This window comes from Alkalinema pantanalense CENA528 (assembly GCF_050753345.1).
Taxonomy (GTDB): Bacteria; Cyanobacteriota; Cyanobacteriia; order Leptolyngbyales; family Leptolyngbyaceae; genus Alkalinema; species Alkalinema pantanalense.
Window position 1 is genome coordinate 41,236 of the sequence record NZ_JBLZFX010000015.1, and the last position, 15,451, is coordinate 56,686.

The following is a 15,451-nucleotide window of genomic DNA, read 5'->3' on the forward strand; positions in this document are numbered from 1 at the left end:
ACAACACTAATCATCACAATACTAATCATCACCGCGACCAAGCCCCAACTAGCATTGCACCCGTTGGCCTATCCCAGGATCAGGTAACTGCTTAACATCACACTTGCACCAGAGTCAGACTAAACTGTCTCACGTTTTTAACGATCTTCTCTAACCATCTTGAATGTTTAAACTACTATTTAACTCTATATTCAACCCTGTCTCTAGCCTTAGGTTCAACCGTACCGTTACTAATTCCAACGTTGATCACTCAGTTTGCATTACTAGCCTTCTAGTTTAAGTTTATTGCGATTAATCATCTTCCATCTGATATAAATTCATGCACCTTAATCAAAACTTTTTAGAAAATTCATTGATCACAGGAGCCGAGTCAACCCATTATTTTGAACACTTCACCATCACGGGCTGGCAAACCCTAACCCACGATCGATCGAACCCATCCCAGCCAATTTGCTGTCATCCAACCGTAGATTCCCCCTAACGTAGCCCCTGTCACAAGCAGCGCAAGGAAATTAGGCATCAGACTAGTCATCACGCCCGCCGCCACTAGCGATCCGAGCATCCCGCCCAAGGCATTGGCTACAAGCCATCGTCGCAATGGTTGCGAGAATTTCCAGGAACGCTGTAAGCAGACAAGCTGAATCCAGGCTAGGACAACACCCATGAATGCCCCTGCGATCGCTTCCGAAGTATAGCGGCTCATCGCCCAAACTACACCTAACGGAAGATAGGGAAATACTGCAAGGTTCACCTGACCAAATAGCCAGTGGCGCACAAACAATGCCATGCTGCTTGCGATTAGCCAGCCCAAGCCTGTCCCGCAGATCCAACGTAGCAGCCACTTGGGTAGGCTGAAGCACCGCGATCCTAATCTCACAGACAGGTGTTGCTCAGATAGCTGCTGCTCAGATAGGTGACGATCGAGCAGGTGACGATCGCCCCAATTCTCCGAATACAACACCCAACCTTGCAGCCCCCCTAAGCAGAGGCCGGGAACGATTGCGCCCCCTAACCAACCCAGCAACCACAGCCAATTTGTCCCCCCAAAATAGCCAATCGTGCGATAAAGCGCTTGCCCTAACGGTAAACCTATCGCCAAGGCACTCGTACAGGCTAAGACCCAGGTCAGAGATCGGGCCGATCGCGGGGCTGTCTGTCGGGGGGATATCTGTTGGGGGAATGTCTGTCGATTCATGACTTGCGAGGCTCCCAAGGAAGCGGGGCTGGGGGAAGGGAAGAGAAGTCTGCCGATAGTGCAGCCTGCGTCGGCATTTGTGTCAGCATCTGAGGATCAAACACAACCGTAGCTAAAGGATCGCCCAAGACAATGTCTCGCCAGCCGACAAAGCGAATCGATCGATAGAATGCCGTAGCTAGATTTGCGCCAGAGAAATATTCGTTCAACAGAATCGCAGGGGAGCCAACCCCTTGACGTTCTGGTTCGTCAATGTAGCCCCGTCCCCCCGTCACACCTTGGGAGTCCCGCAGCAAATCCCCAATCAGGGACTGGCCTGTGCGGGTTGGGAAAAATGTACGGCCACTGGTGGACACCAACGTATCAACAATCGCCCCCGATCGAAACTGGAGACTTTGATAGTTCCGGCGATCGAAGGATTCATCATTACTCCCCCAAGAGGCATAGCCTAACAAATCAGCCCCCGTAACAAAGGACTGCCCAGGGGCCATCGTGACTTGCAGTTGAGGAAATTGATGTTGAATCTGTTCTTGGGCCAAACGAAGATCGTTATTGTAGTCCCCTTCAAAGGATTCCCAAGCGCCCTTCAGCTGCAATTGACACTGGGTTGGCCGATCGACCCCGCAGGACTGGGGATCAAAAATGTCGATCACCTGGGGATCACCCGTACTTTGGTTTTGTCCAATAGCATCTAGTAAAATAGACCCTGTCAGCACAGGTCGAGATTGCAACGCACGATCGACTAAGGCCAACGCATCTTCCTCCCGATAACCATCCAACCGGGTCACTAAATAGCCACCGGTTAACCGATGTTCAAAGGGATAGTTTTGCCGCCAGTATAAATTTGGGATCAACAATCCAAAGATCGTTTTACCCGTCAATTGTTGGTATTCCGTATCCCTAAAGTCGATCGGGGAAATTTTGTAATCTAGCGCCGCGATCGTGGAATCCAAAGATTGATTCTGGCGCAGAAAACGTCCTTCAATGTCTCGGTAAGGCACCTCTTTGATTCGTAGCGGAACCCCCTTCGTCAGCACAACATAGCGAATCTGATCCTGCCAATGTCTCTGATTCAAAAATTGCCGCAGCGGAGCTTCGACTTTTTGCTGGTAGGTTTTGTGGCTAATCGATTCAAATATCGGCAGGATGGTGCTGTCAGGCAAATCTAGGGTGAAGAGATGATCCGGAGGAATCCGCCGCCGCCGCATATAGTACTGAGCCACTCGCAAAGACGCGGGGCTATTGCGATTCGCCACTACGAGAACCCGATCGACCTCCCAATGACCTACGGTCGGTTGAAGACCATCGACCCAGCCCATGGGCGGCTCCACAGACCGGAAAATGCCTAACCACAGCAATCCCACCCCTAAGACAAGGCCGAAAGTAGCAAGAATACGCCGAAGATGTAGAGCGGACATTGGCATCGCTTATTTGAATCCATTGACTAGGGCAATCCATCGACAGGCTCCCCCCTCAATCCCGGATCAGGGAGCCCGGTTACTTTGCGCCAAGCCGTTACAAAGTCGCTGGCCATGGCGGGTGCATCCAGTTGAATGGTCGTGAGCAAGAAGGCCCAGGCTACGCGATCGGCAGCAGTCAACGATCGCGCCATCACCACATTAGTCAACCAACTGTCTAGGGATTGACCCGACGTCGGGAGTTCCGCGCTTCGTTGGTTGAACCATTGCTGACTCCAATCTACTAGCCATTGCGTAAAGTTGGAATCGCTGGGCTCGATCGACGAGATCGCTGGGGCTGGAGGCGCTTCTAAAATTAAGGAGCCGATCGTCCCAGCGGCGACAAAGTTATTTTGACGATCGCTCACCTGTTGAGCGTTGATGCGAATATTGTAGGATCCCGCCGCCGCTGCACTCCACGACCCACCCGGCGCGGTAATGCGATAGATTGCAGTCACCCGTTGATTATCAGGACTGGGCACAATACTCACCACTTGTGCCAACTGGGTAAAGTTATTCGGCCCCGTTACCGTAATATCTTGATCATCGATCGAACTGAGTGCAACCGTACTTGAATCCTGATAGGTCACAGCAAAGCTATAATCCTTGGCTGCCAGTTTGATCCCAGAATTCCAGGACAAGGTTGCGATCGGGGCGGTTAGATCGAATCGTAAGGCTCCCAGGGCCACCGATCCCAGGGAATTGCCGAGAATATCACTCACCTGATTCGCTTGTAAATTAAATTGATAGAGACCCCGATCGGCTTCATCCCAGCTTCCCCCCGGCGCATCCAAACGATAGGTCGCCGATAAAGAAGTTCCATCACCCTCTGGACTCGTACTGACCAAGGTAGCCATTCGCAATTCCCCCTGTGGCCCCGTCACGATAATATTGCGATCGCCCAAGGTTTGCCAGCTTACGCCTGTTATATCTTGATAGGTCACCGTAAACTGATAGGAATTACTGCCTGCCACCACAGGCACTAGGGCGTCCAATTGGACAGTCGGCGGTAAGAAGTCTACCGCAAAGGTAGCTAACGTTCCGGAAGCAGCAAAGTTTTGATCCAGATCGCTCAAGGCTTTCGGTTGAAGGACGATCGCATAATTGCCGGAGCCCGCACTATCCCAGCTTCCCCCCGGTGCTGCAATGCGATAAGTGGCAGTAATGGTTTCCGCATCCCGATCGCTACTAAATGCCAACAACTGTACCGGGATCGATGCGTTATTGGGGCCGTTAACCTGCAACGCATCGTAAAGAGAAATGCGTTGAACCGCCAAATCATCCCGATAGGTCACGGTGAATTGATAGTCGCTCCCTCCGGCCACGATCGCGCTTAATGGCCCAATCTGTGCAGTGGGTGGCGCAAAATCCACACGAAAGGTTCCCAAGGAGCCAGCCGCAATAAAGTTGCTGTCAATGTCGCTCACTTGATTGGATTGCAGATTTAGTCTATAAAGGCCGGTATCAGTCTCATCCCACAATCCCCCCGGTGCATCTAAACTGTAGGTAGCCGTCAGAATGCCGCCCGTGGCATCTTGACTAAGATTGACCAACTTGGCCGCTTGGAAGTAATTATTCGGCCCCGTTGCAACAATATCATCATCGTCGATCGTACTGCGCTTGACCGCAGTTGCATCCCGATAGGTGACGGTAAAGCGATAGTCATTACCACCACTTTGAGTGATGCTTTTTACATCAGTAGTAGCCGTGGGAGCAGTAACATCTGGAAGTAATAAGTTAGATTGTGGGATAATCTCCTTAACTTGGGTGTCGCTGGCCCAGAGTAGTTGAACAACCGCCCCTCCCGTATTTTCGTAATACTCTAGGCGGATATCATACTTTTGGCCTGCGACCAATGTGATTTGGCCTTGATCTTCTGTTAATGCATGATCAGCCCAATTATTAATTATCAGTTTTCCATCTACCCATAACCGAATTCCATCATCAGATCTTGTAAAAAAGGTATAGGTTTCCGAGTAATTAACAACTACTGATCCTAACCAGCGAACCGAAAAATCGTTAATTCCCACTTCCGAGGCCGGAGAACCCGCCCCCCAATCAAAATTAACGGACGCATCCGATCGCGTTAACTTCAGTTGGTCAAAGTTAGACCCGGCATAATACTGTCCTAGCAATCCATTCAAGGGTTGAGGTTCTGCCGCTAAAATCGCCGCACTGGCTGAAACCTGTGTGAAAAGGGGGGATCCCAACAACGCGCTTCCCACTTCATTGCCTATTTCATCACCTACAGATAACCCATTTAAAGGACTGGAATTCAAAAAATTTCCATTCGCAGAAAAAAGAGGATCGCTACTCACCATACTTCAATCTCTTTTAGAATGAATTCTGTTCAATTCGCTCATACTCTGGAAAGATTCTGAGCATTGATTAGTCAAAAAATCTATCTCAAGATTGAGGGTTTTCTCAGAAAATTTTCAACAAAGTGTTGTCACTATGATTCATTCCAGAACGTCATTCTAGATATAATTGACCTATTTCAGATCATTTAAAAAGTGACCTAGATAACTAACGAGTTCTGATAATTGCTGATAATTTCCGGGTTCAGTAGCTAACTAATTGAATACTTTCAACACGTTCTTAGAATACTGTATTTTGAATAAACTCGATCCACTTGTATCTTTAAAATATATTTTGCATTTAAATTTGTAGCTCGATTGTGTGTGACGCAAACGTTCGTAACACGATCGTTGGCAACTCCATCATTGATGACACGATCGTTCGTGACGCGCTGACGCGATCAAGCATGACTCAGTAACCACTTGTCAGTCATCTAGATCTCTACAGATCAACCACAGTGCCCTTTGATCACATCTACTTTGCCTCAATTCATCCTCTAAATTAAGACTTAAGTCTTCCTCACACATTCCCACAGGCTAGTATCTTGTACTACAACACAAGTCTTGTACGACAAGTTTGTCTAAAATAGTTTTTGTTCAAACAATAAATATTCTTAAACAACTCATCCGATCTCCTACAATCAAACGTCCTTGACAAGACCCACATCCCGATCGAGAATTGTGCCCGTCAATGAGGAAACATCCCATGAAGCCAAGCCACCCCTGGAATCCCTATCGGATTGTTCTAGGCTGTCTGACTACGACTATGTTGCTAGGAACCACACCCGCGATCGCGCAGGTTTGTCCTGCCCAGCTAGAGGGTCAAGTCAAATCAGCCCTGGGAGGTATTACTAACGGGCGTTGGGGTCTCCTCGTCCAAACCCAGGCTCCCATCGGGCAACGGCGCAATCTGGTAACTCTGAATGCAAGCACCCAACTGATTCCTGCATCCAATGCCAAAATTTTGACAACGGCAGCGGCCCTACAACGTTTGGGTGCAGACTATCGCATGCAAACCATTGCCACGGGCAATTCGATCGGCCCCAACCTAGCAACCTTACGAATTATTGGCCAAGGCGATCCTAGCCTGACAACTCAGCAGTTAGCGGCCTTAGTGACTCAGCTGCAGCAGAAAGGCATTCGGCAAGTGGATCAACTGATTGGGGATGAAACCTATTTTCAAGGGCCAACGATCAATCCAAATTGGGATGCCGAGGATATTGGGGAAGCCTACGCAGTTGCCATTAATCCCCTAATTCTCAATCAGAATGCGATTAACTTAACCCTACGTCCCCAAAACCTAGGCCAACCGTTACAAGTACAGTGGGAAGATGAAACCGATCGGCCCGATTGGAGATTAGTCAATCGATCGAGAACCGTTGGCCGTACCGCTGGCGAATCTGCCAATGCTTATCGCAATGGTTCTAGCATCGTCATTGATGCGGCCTTGCGCGTCGGGTCTGATCCAGAATTAGTCGGTGTTGCGATTCCAAATCCTGGCAACTATTTAGTCCGTAAATTTCGTAATTTATTAACCCAGGCAGGCATTCAAGTTAAAAATTCCACATTGGTAAAACAAAAAGCGGCTCCCCCCGGCGAAATTACCTTAGCCAGCGTCGTTTCTCCGCCCCTTTCAGACCTGCTCTATGAAACCAATCAAGAAAGCAATAATACCTACGCTGAAGCACTTTTGAAAACGCTGGGAAAACAGAATCGTACTAATTCTGGCAATACTACACAGGATGGCGTTACTGTTTTGAAAACAACGCTGACGACCTTAGGGGTTAACGCCAATCGCTATACCTTGGTGGATGGCTCCGGTTTGGCTCGGGGAAATCGAGTCAGTCCCGAAGCTCTAGTGCAAACCCTACAGGCGATCGCGCAGTTACCCACGGCGGATCTCTACAAACGATCGCTCCCCATTGCAGGTATGACAGGCACTCTGAAAAATCGCTTCCGGGGTACACCTGCTCAAGGAATTGTCTTTGCGAAAACCGGAACAATTTCCGGCGCGGTTTCCCTATCAGGCTACATCACGCCCAAAAACCATCCACCTCTAGTTTTTAGCGTCCTCGTCAATTCATCGACGGCACCTGCCACCATTCGTCAAGCGATCGATAATGTTGTCGTGACACTCTCCCAACTCAGCACCTGCGATCGGTCTTAAGAGAACAGCGTACTAGTAAAATCAAAGGAGGAGGATAGGAGATTGAAACACTCATACAATCATCGATCTTCATACCTCAAACCGTAGAATTTATACTATTTATCAATAACAGTCACACACATCGAGGAAACAGAAAACAGAATCAGCATTGCATTGTAGAATTCAGATCTGACAAACCATTAAAAGCATGTTTAGAACTTTCAACAACCCGTTGATCCCTTCTACTCACAATGCTGAATGCCAGCCATTAGAAGGCTTTCCAGTCCTCACGATTTAGAAAGAAGCCGTTGCCTTTCCCATTGGTGCAGGTCAGGCCATTCTTGCGAGATTGGCAGCTAAACCCATTCTTTTTCCAGGTTTTACCATAATCTAAGGTCGGATATTCGGGGGAATACATCGTATCGCTAACACAGAGAATTTCGGCTTTTCGAGCAGCTTTGGTTAACAAGAAACCATTGCCCCAGTCAAATTGACAGGACTTCGGCTGGGGTGGCATCGGGTTCAATTTGCTCAGGATTTCACAGCGGAGAATTTTGGTTTCTCTCCTTGCATCATCCAAGCTGTCATGGCTGATGCAAGCAATGTTTTTGCTAGGCATCAAAAAACCATCGCTATTCTCGATCGCCTTCGCAGGTTGCCCGATCGCGAACACAGCCGCAATACTTAAACCCATGATCATCCAATTACCGATCGTCAAACCCGCCAATGCCTTGTATGGCAATACTTTTGATTGCATAGAACGCTCCTCTAGTTTGCTAAACCAGTTATAGCAATTCCTTTATCGTACCCTTAACATCACCCTTACTATCTTGTTGCAGAGCCCTTTCTACAAGTGGTCAGCCGTTTTGTCATTGGCAACGAAAATAGGATGGCTAGGCTGGGCTATCGCGGCTTAGGGGAGCGTTATCAATCCTAAAAATGCAGTTGCAACAATTACAGTAGCGGTCAAATACCGATTCTACGTTTGAATCTGTAGCATTAATTAATCAATTTGGTATTAGGTCAAAGTCAAGTTGGGCGAAGGGCCAAAAATTCGATCGGTCAACTTCACATACCAAGCCGCAGCTTGAACCTGAATAATGTAGGCCATAGCAATAATTAAAGCAATCTCAGAACCTTGCTCTTTTCCAAAGGCAGTCATCGCGATCGCAAGGGCAATGGACAAATTACGCATAACGGTGCCGTACACCAAAGCAATTGCATCCCCTCGCTGAAAGAATAGTTTACCGACGACAGTACTAATGAAAAAATTTGCAATATATAAGATTGCTAAAGGAATCAGAAAAGATAACAAGATGCCAGGGTTGCCAACAATACTCTTCGCTTTGAGGGCCATGGCAACAAAGACAATCCCTAAAACCCCGATCGTTGAAAAACTGGGAAACTTCTCTTTGAGATTTTTTTGATACTTATCCATTCCCACAATTCGAATCAAAATCAGCCGCGTAGCAACTCCTAAAATCATCGGCAGAAACACAATAATGATAATTTGTCGGAAAATATCCACGAGGGGAATCTCGATCGCGGCTCCCATCAGCCACTTTGCATAAAACGGTGTCGCCAAGGAACCGAGGATTAAACCCACTACTGTCATTTTCACCGCAGCACTCAGATTCCCCTTAGCAAAGCCTGTCCAGGAAATGGTCATGCCACTGGTGGGCAGCAACGAAGCCAGCAGTAACCCCAGCAGCACCAAAGGCTGATCATGGAAAAACAGTTGGCCCAGTCCAAAGGCCATAAATGGGATAACGGCAAAATTCATCAACTGCGTCACCAGTTGCAGCTTGAAATCTCCCCCCGTTAATACCTTTTGAACTTGCAAATTGATCATCATAGGGTAGACCATGAGGAACGTTAGCGGAATCACCCAAGCCTTTAGTGGATCTGGATTCACTACGACGCCTATGACAATGCCTGTAATCATACAAATGGGAATCGACCAAACCAAATTTTTCTGAAGCAGCCCTAAAAATTTCCACACGATCGTTGCCCTCCGGTAGCATGGGTCAACTGCTTACAACTCAGTCAACCCAATATTGATGATCAATCGATTACGTTAGCCAAATCATCCGACAAATCATGATTTATGCCAGAAGCGGAGCATTTTGCCTCAACCGTTCCATTACAGCCTGCATGATTTGACTTCCTTCGTTCGCAATCACCTGGGCTTGTGGATCAGTAATCGCTAGAAACATCATCTTGGGATCAACCGCAGATACTTCAACTTGGCCGTTTTCGTGTTCCTGTACGACAACATTACAAGGGTAAAAGACACCCGCTTTATCATCGGTCTGTAGCATCCGATAGGCAATTTGGGGATGGCAAGCGCCTAGGATTTTGTAACGGCGGAAATCGACATCCAGCTTTTTCTTAAAGGCTGCTTGGGCATCAATCTCGGTCAGAATTCCCATTCCTTCTGCTTGAAGTGCTGCGGTCACCTGCGCGATCGCCTCATCAAAGGTGCAATTCAAAATTTGACTGAAGTGATAAGCCATCGGTTATAGCCTGCGTAAACAATATTGAGGGGCTGAGTTAAGGGGTCTGATAACCTGCGATGCAGGAATCGAACTCCGCAATCTACTTGATAATATAACTAAATAGTTGTAGAATGCAACTATTGAATTCAATCTCTTCAGAAATAACCTGTAGGCAATCATGACTTGCGGGTCATTTCCCCACTTAGCAACACTCCAGCGAGGCACCCCACCATGGTCAAAGAGTTTTCCCAATTCTCCCTGAAGCTACTGTTGGGGATGGTGATTCTTCTCTGGATCATCTGCTGGATCATCCCAGCACCCGCTTGGGCCATAGAATCTTCGATCGCCCATACTGTAACCCCCACCGTCACCCATCCAGCCGAGTTAACCAAAGCCATTCAAGCGATCGAAGACTTAGATCAGATGCGATCGGGGCTAGCGTCCACATTGGAAGGGCGCACCGAAGAACCGACGATGGCAACCATGAAAGAAGTTTGCCGTCCCGTAGGTATGCAGGCGCAACGACTCAGCCAAGAAAACGGTTGGCAGATCAAGCAAATCGCCGATAAATATCGCAATCCTGAACATGCGCCGGACAGTCCCCAAGCACGCCAAGCCTTGGCAACCTTTAGGAAAAATCCAGACTTAATGGGATTTTGGGAACACGAAACGATCGACGGTCAAGCAGGTACTCGTTACTATCGCCGCATTAATGTAGAAGCCAGTTGCCTCGCCTGTCACGGACAGAAAAATCAACGGCCTCAGTTTATTCAAGAGAAATACCTCGACGATCGCGCCTATGATTTCAACGTCGGCGACTTGCGTGGGATGTATTCCGTTTTTATGCCGGATCTACAAGCTGACATTCAATCTGCATTGCAAGACACGATTCAATAAATGATTGAGTAAAGATTCTCGACACATTGTTTCAGAGTTTTCATTAGCCTTTTCTTGACCAGTCGTCCATCTTGTCATTTTTAATTTTTTCTTGCTGTCAGTCACTTCTTACTAGGCAATTTAGTTCATGTTGAAAATTGTTCCCCCTTGGTTACACTCTACGATCGCGATCGTAATCATTATTATGCTGACCTTGACCGCAATCTTAGGCTTGCCCCCGACCTTGCCTGCGATCGCCGCCATTCAGCAATTTGAGGAACAACCGGGTCAAACCGTCTACCAGACCAGACACACCCTCAAGGATCAACAAAGTCGAAGCTGGCAAGCGATCGCCTTTAAGCGCATTAAACCCGATGGAACAGTCGTCTTGAATTTAAGACTTGCTGGGTTTCCCGGTAGCACCCGCATCGATCGAACTCAGCCCCTGCAATTTCGTAATTCCTTTGGCGAGGTGCTCACCGCTGAGGATGCTTCTAGTGAAATGTTCAGCGATACCAGTGCACCGGAACCGCACATCGGACAATATAATCTGCAACCCATTGTGTCTGATCTGCGGATAGAGTTGCCTTGGCGCTTAACTCTACCCACAGAATCCGGAACTGCCATCACGTTCTCCTTACCCCCCACATTCCTAGCAGATTGGAAAACTTTGGATCAGCAAACGAATGATTAGATGCAGCATTAGGTTATCACGATCAGATCATCGTTGATTCACTCCCCAATCCAGACTGAGCCTAAATCTCAGCTGATAACCTCCCCATCTGAAATCCGTTCTGAAATCCGTGTTGTCAAGTACCATTCCTGCAAGACCGATCGACATTGCAGACAGGTTAAATCCTGGAGCAGCGATCGTACCCCCCTGGCGTCGATCGAATAACGGAGGATGGGACTGTCAGACTGTGCAGGATTCCAGTCTGAATCCGCTGTAATTTCTGCAACCCATCCATAGAGCCTTTGGTTAGAAAACGAGCTATTAATGGCCCAACCTTGGGAATTCAGGGCTTCCAGGGAGGCGATCGCAGTCCTAGGAATGCCCAATTCCCGGTAAAGAATATCGCAAGCCGTTTCCCGCAAATCAGCCCCCGCAGGCAGTCGGCCCCCCGGAAAATCTAACATCGCTTGGCCAACACCGGGACGATAGCTGGGTTGGGGCAACAGAAACTGCTGATCCTGAATCGGAATCACGATCACAGAATCGGCCTTTTCGACCCGCCAATATTCCAGGTGATTCCCTTGGTGATCCTGGAGATGCTCACCAATCACCGTTAACCAACGGGACTGAATTTCAACAAAGCGATCGTGGATGTGCCAGGGCACAACATTAAGATTTATGGGTTCTGTTGCATCATTCATTGGATTTACGGTTTTCTGGTGTTAGGGAGGAGTTTTGTATTATGGCAAAATTTTCTGTCAATTTTAAGTTAATCACTACAATCCTATTTCCTAGTTCATTATTACTATTCACCAGTGGATTGATGGATGGATTTGCCAGTAGGGTAGCTGCAGAAACACCATTCGCACCTGTAAATCCCGATCATCACTCCGATGCGATCTCAAACGATTCGCTTGCAAATTCGCTAACTGATCCCCTCACCGATCCCTTTTCTAATTTCTTCAGCAATCCTCTGGCACAGGTCACTAGCGTTTCTCAATTGAGTGATGTGCAGCCTACCGATTGGGCCTTTCAATCGCTGCAAACCCTGGTAGAGCGCTATGGTTGCATTGCAGGATATCCCGATCGCACCTATCGTGGCAATCGAGCGGTCACCCGTTACGAGTTTGCTGCTGGATTAAACGCTTGTATTGACGCAATAAACCAGCGGATTGCTGTAGCAGGCGCAGAACTCGCCACCCGGCAAGACTTAGCCACCCTCCAGCGCCTACAAACGGAATTTGCCTCGGAACTGGAGACGTTGCGGGGGCGGGTTGATGGTTTAGAGACCAAAACTGCTACGCTACAGAAACAACAGTTTTCCGCTACCACTAAATTGCAGGGTGAAGTTATTTTCTCGGTGACCGGAGCGATCGGGGATGAGCGAGCCGATGGCAGTGGACGCAACGTTGAAGACAATTGGATTATGGATAACCGAGTGCGACTGAGTTTGAATACCAGTTTTACGGGCAAAGATCTGTTAAAAGTTCGCCTCGATGCCTTGAATACCACCGCCTTTGGTAGCAACGTCACGGGTACCAATATGACGCGGTTGGCCTTTGATAGCTCAACGGAGAATCAATTACAAATTGGGCGATTGTTCTATCGCTTTCCCCTATCACCCAAATTACGGGTCACGATCGATGCCGCTGAGAGTCGCTACGATACCGCCGTTGAAACGTTCAATCCGTTTCTCGCTAGCCCCTACAAGGGCGCAATTTCTAACTTTGGGCGGTTCAATCCCATCTATATCCAAGGTCGCCGGGGAGCAGGCGTCACGGTCTCCTACGATATCAGTCGATCGCTGAATTTCTCCATCGGCTATATGGCCCGCAATCCTGCGGAACCCACAACCAACAATGGCCTGTTTAATGGCTCCTTTGCCGCCTTAGCCCAGTTGACCGTTCGCCCGTCGGACAACCTCAGTTTTGGCGCAACCTATGTACGAGCCTACTATCCCCCAGGTAAAGCTTTTGTCACCGGAGGTACGGGCAGTCGGTTAGCTAATTCGCCCTTTGGCACGATCGCCACGTCAGCCAATCACTTTGGTTTGGAATCCAGTTGGCGCGTCAATCCTAAATTTACCCTATCGGGGTGGGTGGGCTGGACGCGGGCCGAGGCTGAAGGCGATGGCTTTGGCTTGGGTCGTGTGCCCGTCCGCCAAGGAGACAGCGCCTCGATTTTCAATTGGGCCATTACGTTTGCCTTTCCCGACTTAGGTAAAAAAGGCAGCTTAGCGGGGTTAATTATTGGCCAGCAACCCAACGTGACCGACATCGACCGTAGGGCAGCGGAGGATACCAGCTCCTGGCACCTCGAAGCTTTATATCGCTATCCCGTGAATCAACATTTATCCCTGAATCCTGGCCTCCTGGTCATTTTGAATCCTGAAAACAACAGCAACAATGACACGATCGTAGTTGGAACCGTCCGGGCCATTTTTGAATTTTAAGCTACGATCTCAACATCACACAGTATTCATCGCGAGTCATTCACTGCGAATCATTCATCACGAATCATTCATTACGAATCATTCATAGTAAATAACAACACAAGCTGTCTAAGCTTTAATGGAGCGTTCAACAACGATGAATCAATTCAAAGAATGGGGATTTTCAACAGCCTGGTGGCGGGGCGAACGGGGAGAATACTGGGTCATCGGTCAACTAATTCTCTTCATCGCCTTTATTCTGCTGCCTGTCTCCCCTGTCATTACTAGGGAACAGCCATCTCTCCTTTGGCAATATAGCAGTTGGGGCTTAGCAGGATTCTTCGGTTTAGTCGCAATGGGGTTATTGGTTGGTGGTGTCCTGAAGCTGGGGAATAATCTGACGCCCTTGCCCCATCCCAAGGACGATGGCGAGTTAGTAACGATCGGCGTTTACAGCATCGTCCGCCATCCGATTTACAGTGGTGTAATTTTTGCCGCGATCGCCTACAGTTGCTGGCAGTGGAGTCTGAGCCACGCGATCGGGGCTATGATTTTCTTGCTATTTTTCGATCAGAAAGCGAAGCAAGAGGAATCTTGGTTACAGACTAAATTTCCTGATTATGCAAGTTATCAATCCCGCGTGAAGAAACTGATTCCTTGGATTTACTAAAACAGCCACAATCGAAACAACATCAGCATTCTCTAGACGGTACAAATCGCACAATTCATCCCCTGAAAAGAGCCACCTGTGGTTAAATACTCAGAGGATTCTAACGAAATCACGATCGAGATCACCATGTGGCAGAGTGCGATTACAGCCTATTTACATTACCTGGGATTCATGCTGGCCTTTGGAGCCTTAGTCATGGAGCACCATTTACTCAAACCCGATCTCAAGCTCCAAGCAGCTTGGCAACTTCTCATCGCCGATACCATTTATGGTCTATCGGCTTTGATGGTTTTAGTCACGGGAGTTTTGCGAGTTCTCTATTTCGGGAAAGGAACAGATTACTACTTGAGTGATCCGGTGTTTTATACCAAGATTGGGATTTTCATCGTAGTCAGTTTATTATCCCTATATCCTACGTTTTCCTTCCTATCCTGGATCAAAGGATTACGGAATCAAACGCCTCCTCCATTAACGTTGCCCCAGGTACAACGCCTCTCTTGGTTTATCCGAGGAGAATTACTAGGATTTGCGTTCATTCCCCTATTTGCTGCAATGTTGGCACGGGGACTTCATTTTTAATCCAGCAAAGTGTAATCTCTAGAACTTCTAGATCTATCGATTGACTAGATTTAGAAGCTTTAGAGGTTTGCTCTCTTTTCCGTCAATTGTAATTTGAAATCTAGTGATGATTAATAATTGCTCAATGGGTTAGCTAAGGTTTCACTTGTAACGTCCGATCGAGTTCCGCTAGTAAATCCATCAGCCGTTGTTTCACAGAATCAATACTAATCGCCGGATTATCCTCAACCCCCATCGCAGCCAATTGCAATCCAATTTCCACCGCATCTTGAGGACTAAAACTCAACACCAACATTTGTGATGCGGTTTTATGGGGGTCTACTTCCAAATTCAGGTGAATTTCCGCTGGATTTTGGGCTTCTTGACCCACGATCGCGCCAATCCGCGACACTTTACTCCCCCGCACCGTCATCACAGCTTCCACATGCCCCATCACGGTGATGTTGCCCGTTGTCAGATCATGGGTGACATACTTGACCGTCATGATATCGCCTCCGAATGGTTTTAGGTTTAGTTTCAGGTTTAGTTTTCCAATTCACCACACTCCAAGCCGACTCTCCTGTCCACCC

At 48.0% G+C, this 15,451-nt stretch carries 14 protein-coding genes; 6 read left to right on the forward strand and 8 right to left on the reverse strand.

The genetic code is table 11. From position 1 onward, the window contains the following. Nucleotides 1-415: 415 nt before the first annotated feature. From ACN4EG_RS07275 to ACN4EG_RS07285, 3 genes are read right to left on the reverse strand one after another with little or no spacing between them, the layout of a single operon-like run. Nucleotides 416-1,195, reverse strand: a complete 780-nt coding sequence (locus tag ACN4EG_RS07275; RefSeq protein ID WP_431628671.1) for a hypothetical protein — start codon at nucleotides 1,193-1,195, stop codon at nucleotides 416-418. Further along, on the reverse strand, nucleotides 1,192-2,619 hold the full coding sequence (locus ACN4EG_RS07280; protein WP_431628672.1) for a TIGR03790 family protein: 1,428 nt from the start codon (nucleotides 2,617-2,619) through the stop codon (nucleotides 1,192-1,194). The genes ACN4EG_RS07275 and ACN4EG_RS07280 overlap by 4 nt, the downstream gene beginning before the upstream one ends. 20 nt (nucleotides 2,620-2,639) lie before the next feature. After that, a complete protein-coding gene (locus tag ACN4EG_RS07285; RefSeq protein WP_431628673.1) occupies nucleotides 2,640-4,931 on the reverse strand; it encodes a PA14 domain-containing protein in 2,292 nt (763 codons plus the stop codon). Nucleotides 4,932-5,715: 784 nt separating this feature from the next. On the opposite strand from ACN4EG_RS07285, the gene dacB reads away from it, so the two are divergent. Continuing rightward, nucleotides 5,716-7,176, forward strand: a complete 1,461-nt coding sequence (gene dacB, locus ACN4EG_RS07290) for a D-alanyl-D-alanine carboxypeptidase/D-alanyl-D-alanine endopeptidase (protein ID WP_431628674.1) — start codon at nucleotides 5,716-5,718, stop codon at nucleotides 7,174-7,176. A gap of 247 nt (nucleotides 7,177-7,423) precedes the next feature. Here the strand turns inward: dacB and ACN4EG_RS07295 are convergent, their stop codons facing one another. The 3 genes from ACN4EG_RS07295 to ACN4EG_RS07305 form a co-directional block, all read right to left on the reverse strand. Beyond that, nucleotides 7,424-7,912 (reverse strand): DUF6636 domain-containing protein, encoded by a 489-nt coding sequence (locus ACN4EG_RS07295; RefSeq protein ID WP_431628675.1) that lies wholly within the window; start codon nucleotides 7,910-7,912, stop codon nucleotides 7,424-7,426. Nucleotides 7,913-8,173: 261 nt separating this feature from the next. After that, on the reverse strand, nucleotides 8,174-9,157 hold the full coding sequence (locus ACN4EG_RS07300; RefSeq protein ID WP_431628676.1) for an arsenic resistance protein: 984 nt from the start codon (nucleotides 9,155-9,157) through the stop codon (nucleotides 8,174-8,176). 103 nt (nucleotides 9,158-9,260) lie between these two features. After that, a complete protein-coding gene (locus ACN4EG_RS07305) occupies nucleotides 9,261-9,671 on the reverse strand; it encodes a DUF302 domain-containing protein (RefSeq protein ID WP_431628677.1) in 411 nt (136 codons plus the stop codon). Between the two features lie 213 nt (nucleotides 9,672-9,884). Here ACN4EG_RS07305 and ACN4EG_RS07310 point away from each other — a divergent pair, with 213 nt between their 5' ends. After that, nucleotides 9,885-10,550: a Tll0287-like domain-containing protein gene (locus tag ACN4EG_RS07310; RefSeq protein ID WP_431628678.1), complete on the forward strand. Its 666-nt coding sequence runs from the start codon at nucleotides 9,885-9,887 to the stop codon at nucleotides 10,548-10,550. A gap of 127 nt (nucleotides 10,551-10,677) precedes the next feature. Further along, nucleotides 10,678-11,223 (forward strand): DUF3122 domain-containing protein, encoded by a 546-nt coding sequence (locus ACN4EG_RS07315; protein WP_431628679.1) that lies wholly within the window; start codon nucleotides 10,678-10,680, stop codon nucleotides 11,221-11,223. A 68-nt stretch (nucleotides 11,224-11,291) separates the two neighbouring features. Here ACN4EG_RS07315 and ACN4EG_RS07320 read toward each other — a convergent pair whose 3' ends face one another. Further along, a complete protein-coding gene (locus ACN4EG_RS07320) occupies nucleotides 11,292-11,903 on the reverse strand; it encodes an NUDIX hydrolase (protein WP_431628680.1) in 612 nt (203 codons plus the stop codon). A gap of 41 nt (nucleotides 11,904-11,944) precedes the next feature. Between ACN4EG_RS07320 and ACN4EG_RS07325 the strand changes: the two genes are divergently transcribed. The 3 genes from ACN4EG_RS07325 (at nucleotide 11,945) to ACN4EG_RS07335 (ending at nucleotide 14,882) form a co-directional block, all read left to right on the forward strand. Then, a complete protein-coding gene (locus ACN4EG_RS07325) occupies nucleotides 11,945-13,654 on the forward strand; it encodes an iron uptake porin (RefSeq protein ID WP_431628681.1) in 1,710 nt (569 codons plus the stop codon). 136 nt (nucleotides 13,655-13,790) lie between these two features. Next, nucleotides 13,791-14,303: a methyltransferase family protein gene (locus tag ACN4EG_RS07330; protein WP_431628682.1), complete on the forward strand. Its 513-nt coding sequence runs from the start codon at nucleotides 13,791-13,793 to the stop codon at nucleotides 14,301-14,303. A 78-nt stretch (nucleotides 14,304-14,381) separates the two neighbouring features. Beyond that, nucleotides 14,382-14,882 carry a DUF2214 family protein gene (locus ACN4EG_RS07335; protein WP_431628683.1) on the forward strand — a complete coding sequence of 167 codons (501 nt, stop codon included), beginning with the start codon at nucleotides 14,382-14,384 and terminating at the stop codon, nucleotides 14,880-14,882. Between the two features lie 133 nt (nucleotides 14,883-15,015). On the opposite strand, the gene ACN4EG_RS07340 is transcribed toward ACN4EG_RS07335, so the two are convergent. Next, nucleotides 15,016-15,366, reverse strand: coding sequence for a hypothetical protein (locus ACN4EG_RS07340; protein ID WP_431628684.1), 351 nt, complete (start codon nucleotides 15,364-15,366; stop codon nucleotides 15,016-15,018). Between the last annotated feature and the right edge of the window lie 85 nt (nucleotides 15,367-15,451).